General features: G+C 61.7%; 17 protein-coding genes. 13 read left to right on the top strand and 4 right to left on the bottom strand.

The features are described 5' to 3' along the window. The first annotated feature begins 138 nt into the window (after nucleotides 1–138). Nucleotides 139–660, top strand: coding sequence for a DUF4142 domain-containing protein (locus BKX96_RS07200; RefSeq protein WP_046820168.1), 522 nt, complete (start codon nucleotides 139–141; stop codon nucleotides 658–660). A gap of 59 nt (nucleotides 661–719) precedes the next feature. Here BKX96_RS07200 and BKX96_RS07195 read toward each other — a convergent pair whose 3' ends face one another. After that, complete coding sequence (locus BKX96_RS07195; RefSeq protein ID WP_046820169.1) at nucleotides 720–908, bottom strand: hypothetical protein; 189 nt, start codon at nucleotides 906–908, stop codon at nucleotides 720–722. A 218-nt stretch (nucleotides 909–1,126) separates the two neighbouring features. Between BKX96_RS07195 and BKX96_RS07190 the strand changes: the two genes are divergently transcribed. The 6 genes from BKX96_RS07190 to BKX96_RS07165 are packed head-to-tail and all read left to right on the top strand — an operon-like array spanning nucleotide 1,127 to nucleotide 6,554. Further along, complete coding sequence (locus tag BKX96_RS07190) at nucleotides 1,127–1,978, top strand: STAS domain-containing protein (protein WP_046820170.1); 852 nt, start codon at nucleotides 1,127–1,129, stop codon at nucleotides 1,976–1,978. A gap of 4 nt (nucleotides 1,979–1,982) precedes the next feature. Next, complete coding sequence (locus tag BKX96_RS07185) at nucleotides 1,983–2,345, top strand: STAS domain-containing protein (protein ID WP_046820171.1); 363 nt, start codon at nucleotides 1,983–1,985, stop codon at nucleotides 2,343–2,345. Further along, nucleotides 2,342–2,746: an anti-sigma regulatory factor gene (locus tag BKX96_RS07180; RefSeq protein ID WP_046820172.1), complete on the top strand. Its 405-nt coding sequence runs from the start codon at nucleotides 2,342–2,344 to the stop codon at nucleotides 2,744–2,746. The genes BKX96_RS07185 and BKX96_RS07180 overlap by 4 nt, the downstream gene beginning before the upstream one ends. After that, a complete protein-coding gene (locus BKX96_RS07175) occupies nucleotides 2,743–3,753 on the top strand; it encodes an ATP-binding protein (RefSeq protein WP_046820274.1) in 1,011 nt (336 codons plus the stop codon). The genes BKX96_RS07180 and BKX96_RS07175 overlap by 4 nt, the downstream gene beginning before the upstream one ends. Continuing rightward, nucleotides 3,746–4,621, top strand: coding sequence for a sensor histidine kinase (locus tag BKX96_RS07170; protein ID WP_046820173.1), 876 nt, complete (start codon nucleotides 3,746–3,748; stop codon nucleotides 4,619–4,621). The genes BKX96_RS07175 and BKX96_RS07170 overlap by 8 nt, the downstream gene beginning before the upstream one ends. Then, complete coding sequence (locus BKX96_RS07165) at nucleotides 4,611–6,554, top strand: PAS domain-containing hybrid sensor histidine kinase/response regulator (RefSeq protein WP_077183227.1); 1,944 nt, start codon at nucleotides 4,611–4,613, stop codon at nucleotides 6,552–6,554. The genes BKX96_RS07170 and BKX96_RS07165 overlap by 11 nt, the downstream gene beginning before the upstream one ends. Nucleotides 6,555–6,642: 88 nt before the next feature. On the opposite strand, the gene BKX96_RS07160 is transcribed toward BKX96_RS07165, so the two are convergent. The 3 genes from BKX96_RS07160 to BKX96_RS07150 all read right to left on the bottom strand — a co-directional run bounded on the left by BKX96_RS07160 (nucleotide 6,643) and on the right by BKX96_RS07150 (nucleotide 12,323). Further along, the gene (locus BKX96_RS07160; RefSeq protein WP_077183226.1) at nucleotides 6,643–9,285 is read right to left on the bottom strand and encodes an excinuclease ABC subunit UvrA; all 2,643 of its coding nucleotides are present in this window, start codon (nucleotides 9,283–9,285) and stop codon (nucleotides 6,643–6,645) included. 127 nt (nucleotides 9,286–9,412) lie between these two features. After that, nucleotides 9,413–11,524, bottom strand: a complete 2,112-nt coding sequence (locus BKX96_RS07155) for a hybrid sensor histidine kinase/response regulator (protein WP_077183225.1) — start codon at nucleotides 11,522–11,524, stop codon at nucleotides 9,413–9,415. Nucleotides 11,525–11,633: 109 nt separating this feature from the next. Continuing rightward, complete coding sequence (locus tag BKX96_RS07150) at nucleotides 11,634–12,323, bottom strand: GntR family transcriptional regulator (protein WP_046820177.1); 690 nt, start codon at nucleotides 12,321–12,323, stop codon at nucleotides 11,634–11,636. A 140-nt stretch (nucleotides 12,324–12,463) separates the two neighbouring features. On the opposite strand from BKX96_RS07150, the gene BKX96_RS07145 reads away from it, so the two are divergent. The 6 genes from BKX96_RS07145 to BKX96_RS07120 all read left to right on the top strand — a co-directional run bounded on the left by BKX96_RS07145 (nucleotide 12,464) and on the right by BKX96_RS07120 (nucleotide 19,144). Beyond that, nucleotides 12,464–13,549, top strand: coding sequence for an ABC transporter ATP-binding protein (locus BKX96_RS07145; RefSeq protein ID WP_046820178.1), 1,086 nt, complete (start codon nucleotides 12,464–12,466; stop codon nucleotides 13,547–13,549). 1 nt (nucleotide 13,550) lies between these two features. Beyond that, nucleotides 13,551–14,468 (top strand): ABC transporter permease, encoded by a 918-nt coding sequence (locus tag BKX96_RS07140; protein WP_077183224.1) that lies wholly within the window; start codon nucleotides 13,551–13,553, stop codon nucleotides 14,466–14,468. Beyond that, nucleotides 14,465–15,253 carry an ABC transporter permease gene (locus BKX96_RS07135; RefSeq protein ID WP_046820180.1) on the top strand — a complete coding sequence of 263 codons (789 nt, stop codon included), beginning with the start codon at nucleotides 14,465–14,467 and terminating at the stop codon, nucleotides 15,251–15,253. The genes BKX96_RS07140 and BKX96_RS07135 overlap by 4 nt, the downstream gene beginning before the upstream one ends. A gap of 17 nt (nucleotides 15,254–15,270) precedes the next feature. Continuing rightward, on the top strand, nucleotides 15,271–16,323 hold the full coding sequence (locus BKX96_RS07130) for an extracellular solute-binding protein (RefSeq protein ID WP_077183223.1): 1,053 nt from the start codon (nucleotides 15,271–15,273) through the stop codon (nucleotides 16,321–16,323). A gap of 140 nt (nucleotides 16,324–16,463) precedes the next feature. Continuing rightward, a complete protein-coding gene (locus tag BKX96_RS07125; RefSeq protein WP_077183222.1) occupies nucleotides 16,464–17,660 on the top strand; it encodes an amidohydrolase family protein in 1,197 nt (398 codons plus the stop codon). Continuing rightward, a complete protein-coding gene (locus BKX96_RS07120) occupies nucleotides 17,657–19,144 on the top strand; it encodes an amidohydrolase family protein (protein ID WP_077183221.1) in 1,488 nt (495 codons plus the stop codon). Before BKX96_RS07125 ends, BKX96_RS07120 begins: the two co-directional genes overlap by 4 nt. Nucleotides 19,145–19,147: the final 3 nt, after the last annotated feature.

Genomic DNA, 19,147 nt, shown 5'->3' with positions numbered 1-19,147 from the left:
TCTGTCGACCACCTGTCAGACCAGCGGTGCCCGTTCGTCGTCCTGTCGCAAATGCGATAAAACCTTTGCACCGCTCGCCACCTCCACAGAGTAACGATCAACTCGATCGCCCATGAATAACTGTGTGGAGAAGAACCAATGGAAGGATTTAACCTGCGCCACCTCACTCTGGCCATCGCCTTGAGCACCACCATGGGCGCGGCATTCGCAGCAACCGATAACGATTTTGTCGACAAGGCCGCCGCAGGCGGGATCGCCGAAATCGAAACCAGCCGGTTGGCACTGGAAAAAAGCCAGTCAGCCGATGTCAAGGCGTTCGCCAACATGATGATCACCGATCATTCCAAGGCCAATGATGAACTGGCGGCCATCGCGAAAAAAAATGACATTGAAGTGCCGGACACCACGACACTGGTGAAACAGGCCAAGGAAAAAATCCTCGATATGCGTGATGAATCTTTCGATTCGGCCTATGCCAACAATCAGGTCAAGGCTCACGAAGACACCATCGAGCTGTTCAAGAAACAAGCCAACACCGTGACCGACGACAAAACCAAAGGCGCAATGGAGCTCAAGGGCTTTGCGCAAAAAATGTTGCCGGGGCTGGAAAAACACCTGGATATGGCGAAAAAGCTCCAAGCCGCCCATCCGGACAAATAGTCCACTCATCAAACAAAAAGACCGCATCCATCGATGCGGTCTTTTTGTTTGTGGCCGGCCTAGCCGCCATCGGTATCGATGTCGGCATCCGTGTCATCGCCAGCTTTGGGGCGATCGGGAGTGGGTTTGAAGCCCGGGCTGAATTCGTTGTCGTTGTCGCTGTGTACATTTTTCTGATCGACCGCTTTGTCGGCACTTTCCGGCTCGGGGGTCTTCGCGTTTTCGTCTGCTTCATTGTCATCTTTCATAAGGACCTCGTTCGTCATTGCCCAACCGACACAGCCGGGCCATAACCGTTCGAATCCACCACGCGACCAACGTTCCCTTCGTCTTTGTCCTACAGTCCTTGGGTATCGGATGAAAATAGCTGTCGAACGCGAACAACTATTTCATCCGCCAAATGTCATTGCTTTGCGCCGGTCATTTTTTGGGGAATCGGCCGCATACTTTCAAGGAGTCCAGTCACATGGCGGCACTGCAAACCAGCACACTCGATATGATGAAGAAAAACCAGGCACAACTGCTTGCCGAATGGAAAAACAGCCTCGATTCCAACGGCGCCACGCGTAATATCAAAGAGCAGGATCTGCAACAGCAGACCTCGGAATTCCTGCAACTGGTCATCTCGGGTCTGCAAAATGGCAATGGCCAGAACATTGCCGCCGCCAGCTGGGACGAAATCCGCCAGTTCCTCGACAAACTCTCCAATAGCCGCGCGCAACTCGGCCAGGATTCACACCAGACCGCCAGCTTTATCTTCTCGCTCAAAGGTCCGCTGTTTGCCCTGTTGCAGAACCATTACCAGGACAGCCCCGCACTGTTGGCCGAGCAACTCTGGGAAATCTCCGAATTGCTCGACGCCCTGGGCATGCACACCCTGCGCACCTTCCAGAAATCCCGTGAAGCGGTGATCAAGCGCCAGCAGGAAGAGCTGCTGGAGCTGTCGACCCCGGTGGTCAAGCTGTGGGATGGCGTCCTGGCCCTGCCCATGATCGGCACGCTGGACTCGCAACGCACCCAGGTGGTGATGGAGTCACTGCTGCAGCGGATCGTCGACACCGGCTCGGAGATCGCCATCATCGACATCACCGGTGTGCCGACCGTCGATACCCTGGTGGCCCAGCACCTGCTCAAGACCGTTACCGCCATCCGCCTGATGGGTGCCGACTGCATCATCAGCGGCGTGCGCCCACAGATCGCCCAGACCATCGTGCACCTGGGCCTGGACCTGCAAGGCGTGGTGACCAAGGCCAACCTGGCCGACGCCCTGAAACTGGCCCTTACCCGGCTGGGACTGACCGTCAGCAAGGCGGACTGAGCCGATGGAGCGCATTCCGATTCTGCAAATGGGCGACTTCCTGCTGGTGACCATCCAGGTGGACATGCATGACCAGTTGGCCCTGACCCTGCAAGACGACCTGTCCGAGCGCATCAGCAGGACCTCCGCCCGCGGCGTGTTGATCGATATCTCCGCCCTGGACATGGTGGATTCGTTCATCGGCCGGATGATCGGCACCATCTCCGGGCTGTCGAGCATCATGGATGCCCAGACCGTGCTGGTCGGCATGCAGCCAGCGGTGGCCATCACCCTGGTGGAACTTGGCCTGACCTTGCCCGGGGTCAGTACCGCGCTGAATGTCGAGCGCGGGATGAAACTGCTTCACGAACGAGTACGCGAGCAATGACAGTGCGCAGCAGCGGCACTCATCCCATTCACATCGAGCAGGACGTCGTCCTGGCCCGCCAACTGGCGCGCAAACTCGCCCAGGAATGCGGCATGCGCCTGATCGACCTGACCAAGCTGGTGACCGCGGTCAGCGAGTTGGCGCGCAATACCATGGTGTACGGCGGCGGTGGCGACATGGACTGGCAAATCCTCGACGAGAGCCCGCGCGTAGGTCTGCGCCTGGTCTTTCGTGACGAAGGACCGGGTATTCCCGACGTCAAACTGGCCATGACCGATGGCTGGACCTCAGGTTCCGGCCTGGGCCTGGGCCTGACCGGTGCCAAGCGCCTGGTCAATGAATTCGAACTCGACACTGCACCGGGAAAGGGTACTCGCGTAACGATTACCCGATGGACATGAATTTCGGTGGTTCGATGACACAAGCGCTGGTCATCGAGGACATCAGCCAGATCGGTCATGCACGCCGCACCGCGCAGAAACTCGCGCAGCAGCATGGCTTCGACACCACGGATGCAGGACGGGTAGCCCTGGTCGCCACCGAGCTCGCCAGTAACATTCTCAAGCACGCCGCCCGTGGCGAACTGCACCTGAGGGTCTTGCCCCGGGCCAGCGGCGCCGGCATCGAGATGGTCGCCATCGATCGCGCCCAGGGCTTTGATCTGCAGGCATGCCTGGCCGACGGTTTTTCCACCGGTGGCACCCAGGGCATCGGCCTGGGCGCCGTGTCGCGCCAGACCGAGGTGTTCGATGTGTATGCCGATGCACGGGGTGCCGTGCTGCTCACGCGCTTGTACCCACGCTCGGACAAGGCCGCGGATCATCGCTTCGGTGTCAGCCAGCATTCGCTGCGCAACGATCCCGCCTGCGGCGATACCTGGCACCTGGCCTTGGACGGGCCACGCATCAGCGCCCTGGTGATCGATGGCCTGGGCCACGGTGAAGAAGCCGAACTTGCCGCCCGCGCCGGCGAGAAAGCCTATGCGCTGCGGCCCTTCGCATCACCGCTGCTGGTGCTGGAAGACATTCATCAAGCCATGACCGGTACCCGTGGCGGTGCGTTGGCCATTGCCCAGTTCGATGCTGGCAGCGACACGTTGAAATTTGTCGGCATCGGCAACATCGGCGCGTGTCTGGTCGCACCGGACAAATCCCGCGGCCTGGCTTCCCACCCCGGCATCGTCGGAGGGCAGTTTCGAAAGGCGCAGCCCTTTGACTATGCTCAAGTAAGCGGACAACTGTTGATCATGTACAGCGATGGCCTGCAATCGCGCTGGAACCTTGCGGATTACCCCGGCCTGGTGCACCGCCATCCTGCCGTGATTGCCGCCATCCTGCACCGCGATTTCTGTCGTGGACGAGACGATGTCACGGTGCTGGTCATTGCCCTGGAGGCAGCCCATGGCTGAAACACCCATGAGTCAAATCGACGAACAAGCCGCCATGATCGCGCGTTTGCAAGGTGAAGCCATTGCCTTGCGTGCCGAACTGGATGAAACCAACCAGGGCGTCCTGGCGCTGTATGCCGAACTCGACAACCAGGCCGAGCAACTGCGCCAGGCCTCGGACCTCAAAAGCCGCTTCCTGTCCTATATGAGCCATGAGTTTCGCACGCCATTGGGCTCGATCCTGAGCATTGCCAGCCTGCTGACTGATGAACTCGACGGGCCGCTCAGTAGCGAGCAGCACAAGCAAGTAGCCTTCGTCAGCAATGCCGCGCGAGAGCTGAGCGACATGGTCGACGACCTGCTTGACCTGGCGAAGATCGAAGCCGGGCGCATCACCATTTCACCGGCCTGGTTCGACATGTTCGACCTGTTCGCCGCCCTGCGGGGCATGTTTCGCCCCATTGTCGATACCAGCGCCGTGGACCTGATCTTCGAGGAACCGATAGGCCTGCCCCGGCTGTACACCGATGACAAGAAGCTGGCGCAGATCCTGCGCAACTTCATTTCCAACTCGTTGAAGTTCACCACCCGCGGGGAAATCCGGGTTTCGGCGCGCCTGGAAAACAATGACTACGTACGTTTCGCCGTCAGCGACAGCGGAATTGGTATCGCTGCGCAGCTACATGGCGCATTGTTTGAAGACTTCTCCCAAGTCGACTCTCCACTGCAAAAACGCCTGCGTGGAACCGGGCTCGGGCTGTCGCTGTGCAAACGCTTCGCGCTGCTGCTGGGCGGCGAAGTCGGGGTACAGAGCACGCCGGGCGTGGGCTCGACCTTTTTCGTGATCATCCCGCTGGCCATCGCCATGGAGCCTGCCGATGAAACGTGACCTGCGCTTGCTGATTGTCGACGACAACGTCGCCACACGCTACGCCTTGCGCCGGCGCCTGGAACGCCACGGCTATGAGGTGCTGGAGTCCGGCACCGGCAGTGAAGGCCTGGAGTTGATCGCCAGTGTGGCGATCGACGCCTTGATCCTCGACGTCAACCTGCCGGACATGAGTGGCTTCGACATCGTCCGCAAACTGCGCTCGGAGCCGGCTACCGCCCTGCTCCCGGTGATCCATGTGTCCGCGGCTTCAATCCAGACCGGTGACATCATCACCGGCCTCGACGCCGGCGCTGACGCCTACCTGATCCACCCGGTGGACCCGGATGTGCTGCTGGCGACCCTGCGCACCTTGCTGCGGGTGCGCGAAACCGAGAATGCCCTGCGTGAAAGCGAGGCGCGCTTTCGCGAGATTTTCGTCAATGTGTCAGCGCCCATCGCCGTGCTGGATGCGCAACTCAAGGTCCACGAATGCAACCATGCGTTCGCCCAATTGATTCAGGACAACCTCGAGCCGGATTCCCTGCGCCAGTGTTTCGCCGACGATCAGTGCGCGGTCATCGAGGAACTGCGCCTGCGCCTGGCGTATGGCGAACGCTGGAAAGGCACCTTGAGCATGCGCGTGCAGGGTGAAATTCGCGAAACCGAGTGGCAGATTTCGCCGTACCGCACCCCGGAATTGAGCCTGGTGTTCGTCGAGGATGTCACTGAACACCGTCACCGTGAACGCTCGCACCTGGCGCGCCTGGACGACGCCACGACCCAGTTGGCCAATGAGGTCGCCGAACGCGCGCGTACCGAAGCCCAGTTGTTGCAGGTGCAGAAAATGGACGCGTTGGGCAAACTGACCGGGGGCATTGCCCACGACTTCAACAACCTGCTCACCGGCATCATCACCAGCCTGGAACTGATCCAGAAGCGTGTCGCCGAGTCTCGCACGGACAAGGTGGAGTTTTATGCCGAAGCGGCGTTGAACTCGGCCATGAGTGCCGCCTCCCTGACCCATCGCCTGCTTGCCTTCGCCCGTCAGCAGCCACTCGATACCCGGCCCGTGGACATCAACGACCATATCCGTTCGCTCGAGGAGTTGCTGGTGCGAACCATCGGCGAGCGCATTGCCCTCAAGCTTGAACTGACGAGCAAACCGGCCATCGCGCTGGTCGATCCGATTCAACTGGAAAGTGCCGTGCTCAACCTGGTGATCAACGCCCGCGACGCCCTGCCCCAGGGTGGCAATATCTGGGTCAATACCTATGCTGCCTATTCCCACGGCGATCCCAACCTGGCCGATGGCGCCTATGTCGCGCTGTCGGTGCGCGACGACGGTACCGGTATCGAACACAACGTGATCGACAAGGTCTTCGACCCGTTCTTCACCACCAAACCACTTGGCCAGGGCACCGGGCTCGGGTTGTCGACCATCTACGGTTTCGCTCGCCAGTCAGGTGGCGATGCGCACATCCGCAGCGTGGCGCGGCGCGGTACCGAAGTCACCATCATGTTGCCGGCGAGCGCCGACCCCACCGCCAGCCCGGTCGAATCGACGACGATGCGGGCAGAAGGTGGTGGTGAACATGTACTGATCGTCGAAGACACGCCGTCGGTGCGCATGTTCGTCGCTGAAGTACTGGCGGATGCCGGCTACCGCTGCACCCAGGCGAGCGACATCGAAGAGGCGCTCGAACGGCTGCAGAACGACGAATCCATCGACCTGTTACTGACCGATGTCGGCCTGCCGCGCATGAGCGGCCGCGAACTGGCCGACATCGCGCGAGGCTGGCGCGAACACCTGCCGATCCTGTTCATGACCGGCTATGCCGAAACCGCGATCAACCGCCAGGTGTTTCTCGGTGATGGCATGGAGATACTGATCAAGCCGTTCCAGATCAATGAACTGCTGGACAAGGTACGGCGCACGATCAACGACGCCTGAACAAGTATCTGCAGGAACTGGCTTGCCAGCGAAAGCGGCATGACGGCCACCATCGCATCGCCAGCAAGCCGGCTCCTACAGATGCGTGTCACGCTCCAAGAACCCGGGCGAGAAAAGGCGCCGTCCGGCTCTTTTTGCTGCCAGCGACTTTCTTGGGCTCCCCCGCCACGACGACTTTGCCACCCTTGTCCCCCGCCCCTGGGCCGATATCGATCACCCAGTCACTCTGCGCCACCACGCGCATCTCATGTTCAACGACGATCACCGTGTGCCCCGCTGTCACCAGGTTGTTCAATTGCTCGAGCAAGCGATCGACGTCGCGTGGGTGCAGGCCCGTCGTGGGTTCGTCAAGCACGTAGAGCGTCGCCCCGCGCTGGTTGCGTTGCAGTTCGGTGGCCAGCTTGATGCGCTGGGCCTCACCACCGGACAGCTCGGTCGCCGGTTGACCGAGGCGCAGGTAGCCCAGGCCGATATCGCGCAGCACCTCAAGAGAGCGGCGCACCGCCGCTTGTTCGCTGAACACCTCCACGGCCTGGTCTACCGTCAGTTGCAGCACTTGGGCGATGCTCAGGCCCTGCCAGCTAATCGCCAGTGTCTCGGGGTTGTAGCGCGCGCCGTGGCAGGTGGGGCATGGCGCGTAGACGCTGGGCATGAACAACAGTTCGACGCTGACAAAACCTTCACCTTCACAGGTCGGGCAGCGGCCCTTGGCGACATTGAAGGAGAACTGACCGGCGTCGTAGCCCGCCGCCTGCGCCTCGGGGGTGGCGGCGTAGAGCTTGCGCACGTTGTCGAACAGCCCGGTGTAAGTCGCGAGGTTGGAGCGCGGTGTGCGGCCAATGGGTTTCTGATCGACCTGCACCAGGCGCTTGATCGACGCCAGCCCCGCCGTGACCTGTCCGCCACTGACAGTCGGCGCGTCATCTTCCAGGCTCAGTTCCTGCGGTTCGCTCTCGGCGTCCGGACGCCCCAGATGCGCCCCGACCAGTTCCAGCAACGCCTGGCTGACCAGGCTGGATTTGCCCGAACCCGACACACCCGTCACCGCCGTGAAACAGCCCAGCGGAAACTCGACACTCAGATTATCCAGATTGTTGCGCGTGACGCCCTCCAGGCGCAGCCAGTCGCTGGCTTTGCGGGCGCGGCGAGGTTGGCTGGCGTGGTCGGCGAACAGATAGGCGCGGGTCTGCGAATCCGGCACCGCGGCCAACCCCGCCGGAGCGCCGCTGTACAGCACCCGGCCGCCATGCTCGCCCGCCGCCGGGCCGACATCGATCAACCAGTCGGCGCGGCGCATGGTTTCCAGGTCGTGCTCGACCACGAACAGGGTATTGCCCGCCGCTTTCAAGCGTTGCAGGGCTTCGAACAGCGCTTCCCCATCAGCCGGGTGCAACCCCGCCGAGGGCTCGTCCAGCACATAGATCACGCCGAACAACTGCGAGCCCAGTTGTGTGGCCAGGCGCAGGCGTTGTAACTCGCCGGACGACAGCGTCGGCGTACTGCGCTCCAGGGCCAGGTAACCGAGGCCAAGGTCGGTCAAGGTGCTGACCCGTTCCAGCAAATCCTGGGCAATGCGTTGCGCGGCGAGGCGTTTTTCCACCGAGAGATTCGGCGTGTGGCGCACATCGGGGGCATTGGCGTGGCCACTGGCACCGTGGGCCACGCGCTCTTCACGGGCCTGACGGGTCTGCTGGTGGGTCAATACCTCACCCGCCTCATCGCGCTCTTCACCTTCTTCCAAATAGTGTCGGGCGGCCACCGGCTTGAGCACTTCGGCCACTTGCAGCAATGACATCTGCGACAGTTCACCGATGTCGTAGCCGGCGAAGGTCACCGACAGTGCTTCGTGCTTGAGGCGCTTGCCCTCGCACAACGGGCAAGGGCTGCCGAGCATGAAACGCGAGACGCGCTTCTTCATCAGCGCACTTTGCGAATGGCTGAAGGTGTGCAGGATATAGCGCCGGGCGCCGGTGAAGGTGCCCTGGTAACTCGGTTCCATCTTGCGCTTGAGGGCGACCCGGGTTTCCTGCGGTGTGAGCCCGGCGTAGACCGGCACCGTCGGGGTTTCTTCGGTGAAGAGAATCCAGTCACGCTGCTTTTTCGGCAGGTCGCGCCAGGGCACATCGACGTCGTACCCCAGGGTCACCAGGATGTCCCGCAGGTTCTGGCCTTGCCAGGCCATGGGCCAGGACGCGATGGCACGCTGGCGAATGGTCAGGTTCGGGTCCGGCACCATCAGCGCTTCGGTGACCTCGTACACACGGCCCAGGCCATGGCATTGCGCACACGCGCCCTGGGGTGTGTTCGGGGAAAAATCTTCGGCGTAGAGCATCGGTTGCCCCGCCGGGTAACTGCCGGCACGCGAATACAGCATGCGGATCAGGCTCGACAAGGTCGTAACACTGCCCACCGAAGAGCGCGTGCTCGGCGTGCCCCGTTGTTGCTGCAAGGCCACCGCGGGCGGCAAGCCCTCGATGGAATCGACATCCGGCACGCCCACCTGATCGATCAAGCGTCGCGCATAAGGCGCCACGGACTCGAAGTAGCGGCGCTGTGCCTCGGCATACAGGGTCGAAAACGCCAGGGACGACTTGCCTGAACCGGACACCCCGGTGAACACCACCAGGGCATCGCGAGGAATGTCGACATCGACGTTCTTCAGGTTGTGCTCCCGGGCGCCCCGCACCCTGACCATGCCGGAAATTGGATTCGAGGTGCGCTCGTCAGTCATGGCCCAGCCTTGGTAAGAGGATTGAAAACTGTAGGAGCTGGCTTGCCAGCGAAAGCGGCTTCGCAGTCAATGTACCAATGGGCTGATCTCACGCCTTCGCTGGCAAGCCAGCTCCTACAGGTTGTGTTCAGCCGTTGAGTACGGTACGAATCATCTGCGTCAGCGCTTGCGGCCCATAGGGCTTGCTCAGCAAATGGGTATCCGGGCTGAGCTGGTGGTTGCGCGAGATGATGTCCCGGGTGTGGCCCGAGGTGAACAACACCGCCACCGCGGGATTCTGCACCTTGGCCCATGCCGCCAGATCCGAGCTTTTTATCAGGCCGGGCATGACCACGTCAGTGAAAATCAGGTCCACCACCGCGCCCTCCAGCAACATCTGCATGGCAACGTCGGCATTGGCGGCGGTGAGCACCTGATAACCTTCTTCGCGCAGCAACTCTACCGTTGAAACGCGCACCGCTTCATTGTCCTCGACCACCAGGATGCGCTCGTTGGCACCCTTATGCGGCACATCGGCGCGGGGCGTTTCACCGTCCATCGAACGCAGGCTGCGCGGAAAGTACATCTGCACCCGAGTGCCCTGCCCAACGATGCTGGACATCTCGATATGCCCGCCACTCTGCTTGACGAAACCGAACACCATGCTCAAGCCCAGCCCCGTGCCCTGGCCATCGGGCTTGGTGGTGAAAAAAGGCTCGAACGCCTGGGCGAGCACCTGCGGCGGCATGCCTGCACCGCTGTCCGCCACCGACACCCGCACATAGTCGCCGGCGACGATGCCCTTGCCAGCGCAAAATCCTTGGTCAAGGTAGATGTTCTCGGCGCTCAGCTCGATGGTCCCCTCCCCCTTCATGGCGTCACGGGCATTGATCGCCAGGTTGAGAATGGCGTTTTCCAGTTGATTGCGATCGACGAAGACCTGCCAGGAATCCGGTGAAGCGCTCATCTGGACGTGGATGGTTTCGCCCAGCGCACGCTGCAACAACTCACCCAGGCCGTCGAATATCTGTTGAGGCCTGCAGATTGCCGGGGACAACGGCTGGCGCCGGGCAAACGCGAGCAATTGCGAAGACAATTTTGCCCCGCGCTCGACGGCGGCAATCGACGCCGCCACCCGGCGCTGGACATTGGCGTTTTGCGGCTCATGCCGGGCCAGCAAATGCAGGTTGCCGGCGATCACTTGCAACAGGTTATTGAAGTCATGGGCCACGCCCCCCGTCAGGCCACCAATGGCTTCGAGTTTCTGTGATTGACGCAATTGCTCTTCCGCCGCCAGGCGCGCTTCGACTTCGTCGGCGACTCGCTGCTCCAGATTGCGGGTGAACCTGAGCAAGGATTCTTCGGCGGTCTTGCGTTCATGGATGTCGATCAACACCCCGGGGAAACGAAACGGTTCGCCCTGCTCGTTAAACTCGCAGCAGCCACTGGCGAGTACCCAACGGTAACTGCCATCGGCGCGCAGCACCCGGTATTCGGCGTTGAAAGGTTCGCCGGTTGCCACTGATTGCCGGACCTGTTCCTGCATCCAGCCGAGGTCATCGGGATGAATCCGCGTTTCGGCGATTTCCGATGGCAGGTCGGCGAGGTTTTGCTCGGCGGGGTAGGAAAAGGTCCGGGCGAAACGCTCATCGCCGCTCAGCACATTGGCCTTGACGTCCCAGACAAATGACCCGAGCAAGGCGCCGGCATTCAGCGCCAGGCGTACTCGCTCGTTATCGGCGCGATAGGCATCTTCGGCCGCCTGGCGGCGGCGTTCGGAAATCACACGCTCCGTCGTCTCGACGACCATCGCCATGACCCCGGCGGGCTTGCCGTCATCGTCAGCCACCGGGCTGTAATAAAGGTCCAGCCAGACGTCTTCGGGGACGCCGTCCCTGAGCAGCACCAACTCTTTACCACGGTAGGCCAAGGTGCCGCCGGCCAGGCAGGTATCGACCACATGCCGATTGAACTCAGCCACTTCCGGCCAGCCCAGTTCTACCGGAGAACCCAACAGATAGGGATGGCGTCCGCCGGCAAACTTCGAATAGGCGTCGTTGTAGATCATGTAGCCGGGCCGCCCCCACAGCATCACCATCGGCAGCGGCGAGGCGAGCATCAACTGCACCGAACTGTTCAGGCTTCTGGGCCAGGAATCAAGGTTGCCCAGCTCGGTCCGGCTCCAGTCGAACGCACGAATACGCTCGGCCATTTCGCCGTTCCAGCCAGCACACCCGTGGCTATCTTCTAGAAACTGCATCGACTGGCTCTGCGTCCCGGTAATTGCACCCGTTTGATTCGAGCATCGCGGATGGCAATGGTTTCATAGAGGTATAGCTGATTCGAGAAATTGACGCCGTCGGGAAAGATTACACCTCAATCAAATGCTTGAGCGGGTGATACCCCGTTTTCAACGTGGCCGCCACATCCAGGATCGCCTTCTCGATCCCGTTCAAATGAATACAGGTCAGCTCGATCGCTGCGCTCTGGTTGCCCGCCTCGATGTACTCGATCAACCGCAGGTGTTCGTCGTCGCGGCAGGCTTCGTGGCTGTCGTCGTCCAGCGCGGCGGCGTACAGCGAAGCACGGGAGATCAGCTTCTGGAACCAGTCGAGCAACACCGGGTTGTTCAGGCTGCGGGCCAGTTTGATGTGGAACTCGCCGAGCAGGTGGATCAAGCGTTCATGGTCACCGTTGCGATGCGCCTCGTCCTCCAGCAGCAGGTGATCGCGCAGATCCCGGGTCACCGCCGTATCGCGCCGGCGACACAGTTCGCTGACGATGCCGATCTCGACCAGGCGCCGGGTTTCGAACAATGAACGGATCTCTTCGTCGCTCGGCAGCGACACCGATGCCCCTTTATTGGGCTCGGTGGTGACCAGTCCATCGGCTTCCAGTTGCTTGAGCGCGGCACGCACGGAGGTGCGGCTGACATTGAAAAGTTCGGCCAACGACGCCTCGCCCAGCTTCATGCCCGGACGCAGCGAGCGTTTGCTGATTGCCTCGTAAACCCCTTGGTAGACGCGGTCGACCGTGGTTTCCAGTTTCTTTTCCGCCATTCGATGACTCCTTGAGCGCTACGCAACCCGCCCCAGGCGAATGAACAGCCTTGAAAAAGGGGGTTGCACAAGCAGGTTAATCCGGGTATTTCTAAATTGCATCCAGATTTTGCATACAATAATTAGAGGAATGCACCATTATGGGTCATCCAGTTGCAATTGAAGTGCGAAACGTCTCCAAGCGATATTCCGACGATCCCGGGCTGGCGCCAGCCCTGGACAATGTGTCCGTCGACATCGCCGACAACGAATTCTTTACCCTGCTCGGCCCCTCCGGCTGCGGCAAGACCACCCTGCTGCGCACCATCGCCGGCTTCGAGCACGTCAGCGAAGGCGAGATTCGCCTGGCGGGCGAACCGGTCAACGATCTGCCGCCGTTCAAGCGTCGGGTCAACACGGTGTTCCAGAGCTACGCGCTGTTTCCGCACATGAGTGTCGCGCAGAATATCGCCTTCGGCCTCGAGATGCAGGGTCTTGATCGCAAGCTGATCCCGCAACGGGTCGATGAGATGCTGGCGCTGGTGCAAATGCAACACCTGGCCAAGCGCAAACCCGCCGAACTGTCCGGCGGCCAGCAGCAGCGCGTGGCCCTGGCCCGGGCCCTGGCGCCGAAACCCAAGGTGCTGTTGCTGGATGAGCCGCTGTCGGCGCTGGACCTCAAGCTGCGCAAGGAAATGCAGGTTGAACTCAAGCGCGTGCAAAAAGAAGCCGGCATCACCTTCATCTTCGTCACCCACGACCAGGAAGAAGCCCTGACCCTGTCCGATCGCATCGCCGTGATGTCCGCCGGCAAGATCCTGCAGATCGGCACACCCAACGATATCTACGAACGCCCGCAACATCAGTTTGTTGCCCAGTTCATCGGCGACATCAACTTCCTTCCCGGCCATATCAAACGTGGCCAGCAGAATGAAAAGCTCTTCGTGCCCAACGGCATGCCGGTTGAAATCCCCTGCCCGGCCCAAGGCTTCGACGGCAGCAAGGTGCAACTGGCGTTTCGCCCGGAACGCTCGCAGCTGGTCGATCCAACACAACCGCATCACCTGCGCGGCGTGATCGAAGCCGTGCTGTATGTGGGCACGGCCACGCTCTATCAATGCCGCTTGAACAACGACATCAAGGTCATGCTGCGCGAGAACAATGAAGGCCTGAACCGCAATCGCGGGGTCGGCGACCGAGTCGCGGTCAACCTGCCACCCCACGCCTGCCTGTTGATGGAGGCCTGAGATGAGCGTCAGCAGCACTTCCCCAGCCCTTAACCGTGCGCTGTTGCTCAGCCCGGTGGTCCTGACCCTGCTGGCCCTGATCGCCATTCCGTTGGGCATCATGGGCTACATCAGCCTGTTGCCGCGCAACGTCTATGGCGGCGTCGACTGGCAGGCAGACTGGCAATTGCAAAGTTATGTGCAGCTGTTTTTCCAGGAAGGTTTCGACGGTGAAATGGAGCTGAACTGGGTCTACGCCCAGGCGCTGATCCGCTCGGTGTTCCAGGCCGGTGGCACCACGCTGTTGTGTTTCCTGTTCGGCTTTCCGGTGGCGCTATGGATGTCGAGCCTGACCCCGCGGCGGCGCAACCTGATGGTGCTGCTGATCACCATCCCGTTCTGGACCAACCTTTTGATCCGCAACTACGCCTGGCTGATCATCCTGCGCGAACAGGGCTGGGTCGCCCAGAGCCTCAACGCGCTGTTCCCCCAGGCCGGCGGCATCACCCTGCTCTACAACGACTTCGCGGTCAGCGTCGGGCTGGTCTACAGCTTCCTGCCGTTCATGATCCTGCCGATCTACTCGACCCTGGAAAAACTCGACTGGCGCCTGGTGGAAGCCGCCTATGACCTGGGGGCCAACCGCTGGCACGCGCTGCGGCGGATCATTCTGCCGCTGTCGATGCCGGGGGTGATCGCCGGTTCCCTGCTGGTGTTCGTGCCGAGCCTCGGTGCCTTCATCACCCCGGCGATTCTTGGCGGCGGCAAGACGCTGATGATCGGCAACCTGATCCAGCAACAGTTCGGCACCGCGCGCAATTGGCCACTGGGCAGTTCGCTGTCGTTCCTGCTGTTGGGGATTCTGCTGCTGTCCCTGGTGGTGTACGCCCTCTATAGCCGCAGCTGCGCCAAAACGCTTCGTCGAGGTGAGACCGCATGATCGCCCTGCACTTGAAAAAACTGCCAGTGACCCGGGAAGTCAGCCTGCTGATCCTGGCCTACCTGTACCTGCCGATCTTCGTACTGATCGCCTACAGCTTCAACGCCAACCGTTCGGCGACGGTGTGGACCGAGTTCTCGTTCGCCTGGTACGGGCGGATCCTGGCCAACCCCTCGATCCAGACCGCCGCGCTGAACTCGATCATCGTCGCCAGCATCGCCACGGTCTGTGCCACGGCGATTGCGCTGCTGGCGGCACTGGCGACCTACCGGCCGTTCTATGGGCAGAAGATGGTCGAAGGCGGAATCAACCTGCCGCTGATCCTGCCGGAGATCGTCACCGCCGTGGCGACCCTGCTGCTGTTCATGGCGCTGGGGATCAAGCTCGGGTTGCTGACGGTGATCGTCGCGCACATCGGCTTCTGCATTCCCTTCGCCTACCTGCCGATTCGCGCACGGCTCAATGACCTGGACAAGAGCCTGCTGGAAGCGGCGAACGATCTGTACGCCAACCCGTGGCAAGTGTTCCGCCGGGTCACGCTGCCGCTGTTGTGGCCGGCGGTGCTGTCCGGTTCAGTGCTGGCGTTCGTGGTCAGCCTCGACGATTTCATCATGACCTTCTTCGTCGCCGGCCCCGGTTCGACCACCCTGCCGGTGTACATCTTCTCCGCGATCAAGGCCGGCGTGACGCCGGAGATCAATGCGATCTCGACCCTGATGCTGGTGATTTCCATCGTGCTGGTGGTGCTGGCCTTCTGGCTGGGACAGCGCGGCAAACAACAATAAGCCTGGAGTGTTCGCCCATGAAAGTGAAAAGCATGCGTTTCGCCGTTGCCAGCCTGGCCTTGAGTTGCTTCACTGCGTTCAGCGTCCAGGCTGCCGAGCCCAAGGAACTGTTCTTCTATAACTGGACCGACTACTACCCGGTCGACCTGCTGGCCAAGTTCGAAAAAGAGACCGGGATCAAGGTCACCATGGACGGCTACGACAGCAACGAAACCCTGCTGGCCAAGTTGCAGGCCGGTGGCGCGGCGTACGACGTGATCGTGCCGTCGCAATCGATCATGCGCACCCTGATCAACCAGGACCTGCTGCTGCAAATCGATGCCTCGGCCCTGCCCAACTTCCAGCACGTCAAGCCGGCGTTCCGCGACCCGAGTTTCGACCCTGGCCGCAAGTTCTCGGCACCGTACTTGTGGGGGACCACCGGGTTTTCCTATGACAGTGCCCGCGTGCCCGGCGGCAAACTGGACGACTCATGGAAAGAGTTCTTCGAACCGCGCAAGGAACTGCAAGGCCAACTCGCCGCCCTCGATACATCCAGCAGCGTGATCAACGCCGCCAGTCACTACCTGAATGTCGATGAATGCAGCGAAAACCCCCAGGACGCCAAGCGCATCCTCGAACTGCTGCAAAAGCAGAAACCCTTCCTGAAGATGTACAGCTCGGACAACACCGTCGACCGCATGGCCAGCGGTGAAGTGATCATGATGCAGAACTGGAACGGTTCTACAGCGCGGGCCACCTTGCAGAAGAGCACGATCAAATACGTGTACCCGAAGGAAGGCCTGGCGATGTTCCAGGACAACTTCGCCGTGCCGAAAAGTGCGCCGCACCCCGGTAACGCAAGGATCTTCATCGACTGGATGATGAAACCGGAAAACGCCGCCGCCGTGTCCAACGCCATCGCCTACGCCAACGGCATCCAGAGCGACACGTTGATCGACGCCAAATGGCGGGTGATGGACGCCATCAACATGCCCGATGAATTCGCCTCGCGCCTGCGCCCGGAGAAGGAATGCAGCAACAAGGCGCGGGAGCTGCAGGACCGCATTTGGGCGAAGCTCAAGGGCTGATCGGCTCACTTGAAACCGTAGTGCGGCCTTCGCTGGCAAGCCAGCTCCTACAGGGATCTTGTGAACGGCCACGTTCAACTGTAGGAGCTGGCTTGCCAGCGAAGAGGCCCGCCCAGACACCTTTGATATTGAGGCTTGCAATGAACCAACCCCGCTGGCTACGCAACGTGCGCCCCTACGGCTCAACCGCCGAAGACCTGCTGATCGAAAACGGCCGCTTCACCCAACGTCGCCCCGCCTCGACCACCGAGTTGCGGGTCACCGACATCGACGGCCAGAACCACCTGCTCACCCCCGCCCTGGTGGAAAGCCATGTGCACCTGGACAAAACCCTCTGGGGCCAACCCTGGCGCCCGAACAGTGCAGGCCCCACCCTCAAGGACTACATCGCCAACGAACGGCGCATCCTGCGCGAAGTCACCGCCCCTATTGCACAACGGGCCGGTGCCCTGCTGGAAAACTGCATCGCCCGTGGTTCGCTGACCATGCGCTGCCACGTCGACATCGATCCGGAATTCGGCCTGCGTCATGTCGAAGCCATGCAGCAACTGCGGGAAACATACCGCGACCTGATCGACCTGCAACTGGTGGTGTTTCCGCAAACCGGCCTGATCAGCCGCCCCGGGACCGCGGAGCTGATGCGCGAAGCCATGGCACTGGGCGTTGAAAACGTCGGTGGCCTGGACCCGTGTGGCATCGACAACGATCCGGTCGCGCAACTCGACTTTGTGTTCAAACTGGCCAGCGAGTTCGACCGTGGGATCGACATTCACCTGCACGACAAGGGCGAGCTGGGCCTGTGGCAGATCGCGCTGATCGCCGACTACACCGAGCGCTTCGCACTGCAAGGCCGGGTGATGATCAGCCATGCCTATTGCCTGGGCATGTTGCCCTGGAGCCAGGTCAAGCCTGTTGCCGAACGGCTGGCGGCGCTGGGTATTTCGCTGATGAGTTCGGCGCCGGCCGATTGCGCGGTGCCGCCGTTCCTGGCGTTGCGCGATGCCGGTGTCAACGTCTGCCTGGGCTCGGACGGTATTCGCGACGCCTGGTCGCCCATGGGCAACGGCGACATGCTGGAACGGGCAATGCTGCTGGCGTTGCGCTTCGACTTGAACAAGGACGACGAACTGGCGGCGGCGTTTGAAGCGGCAACGGTCAATGGTGCCCGGGCGTTGGGTTGTGAAGGTTATGGCCTGGAGATTGGCCGGCCAGCGGACTTCCTGTTGATGCCTGTGCAAACCTTGGGCGAAGCCGTGGTTTCGCGACCGGTTCGTCAGGTTTATCGCGGCGGGCAATTGATCGCTTGCGGCGGTCGTTTGCTGGAAAGCCGCCTGTGAAACGCATCGGCTTGCGGGCCAGCTGCGTGGTCGGCTTCGACGGCACGCAGCATGTGCTGTGGCGCGATGGCGAAGTGGTGTTCGAGGGCTCGCACATTGTGTTTGTCGGGCGTGATTACCGCGGGCAGGTGGATCAGTGGCTCGACTACGGCAACGCGCTGATCGGCCCCGGCTTCATCGATCTGGATGCACTGGGAGACCTGGATTCCACGGTGCTGACCCTGGACAACGGCGAAGAGCGGGACATGGGCCGCATGTGGTCGGCGCAGTATCTGGCGCGCGGCCCACGGGAAACCTACAGCCCCGACGAGGAAGTCTTCAAATACCGCTACGCCTTCACCCAGTTGATCCGCAATGGCATCACCACGGCCATGCCGATCACCTCGATGTACTACCGCGAGTGGGCGGAAACCTACGACGAATTTGCCGCGGTGGCCGGTGTGGCAGCCGAGTTGGGGCTTCGGACTTATCTGGGCCCCTGCTACATGAGCGGCATGAGCTACTGGCAGGCCGACGGCACGCTGGCCCATCACTGGGACGAAGCCCGGGGCATGGCGGGGCTCGAGGCGGCCGAGCGGTTTTTCAAGGATTTCGACGGCGCTCATGACGGCCTGATTCGCGGCGCGCTGCTGCCGGATCGCATCCAGACGTGTACGCCGGCGCTGTTGCAACGCACCGCCGCGCTGAGCCGCGAACTCAACGCGCCGATGCGTTTGCATTGCTGCCAGGGGCTCGGCGAGGTGGCGATGGTTGAAAACCTGCGCGGTCTTTCGCCGTTGGCTTGGCTTGCAGAGCTGGGCCTGCTGACCCCGCGCAGCCTGTTGCCCCATGGCATCTACACCCGTCGCGATGATGATCTGCAGCGTGTGGTGGAGGGCGGCGCCAGCCTGGTGCATTGCCCGGTAGTTTTTGCCCGGGACGGTGAGGCGCTGAACTCGTTTGGTCGCTATCGCGCCAAGAGCATCAACTTCGCCCTGGGCACTGACACCTGGCCGGCGGACCTGCTGGACAACATGCGCCAGGGCTTGAACATCGCGCGCTTGATGGAAGGCGGCAATGCACTGACCAGCACCCTGGATATGTATAACGCCGCCACCCTCGGCGGCGCCAAGGCCCTGGGCCGCGACGATCTCGGGCGCCTGGCGCCGGGGGCCAAGGCCGACATCAGCGTATTCAGCCTGCGCGGCCTGCACCTGGGGCCGCTGTTCGACCCGTTGAAGAACCTGGTCCTGGCCGGGCGCGGTGACGATTGCATCGCCAGCTTCATCGACGGCCGCTGCGTGATGCAGGACGGTCAGGTCCTAGGTGTCGACTACACCGCCCTGCAACGCCAGGCCCAATGGCAATTCGAAAAACTGATGCGCAGCCACAGCGACCGCGCCTTCGGCCAACCGGACTGGAAGACCCTGTTCCAGCCGGCCATTCCGTTCGCCGACGACTACAGCGCACAGGCGCCGCTCTGCGCCATCGATCCACTCCTTTAGAGA

It is taken from the genome of Pseudomonas putida (assembly GCF_001976065.1).
Lineage (GTDB): Bacteria > Pseudomonadota > Gammaproteobacteria > Pseudomonadales > Pseudomonadaceae > Aquipseudomonas > Aquipseudomonas serbica.
Note: the sequence above shows the minus strand (reverse complement) of the source record. Positions and strands in the feature narration are given on the sequence as shown.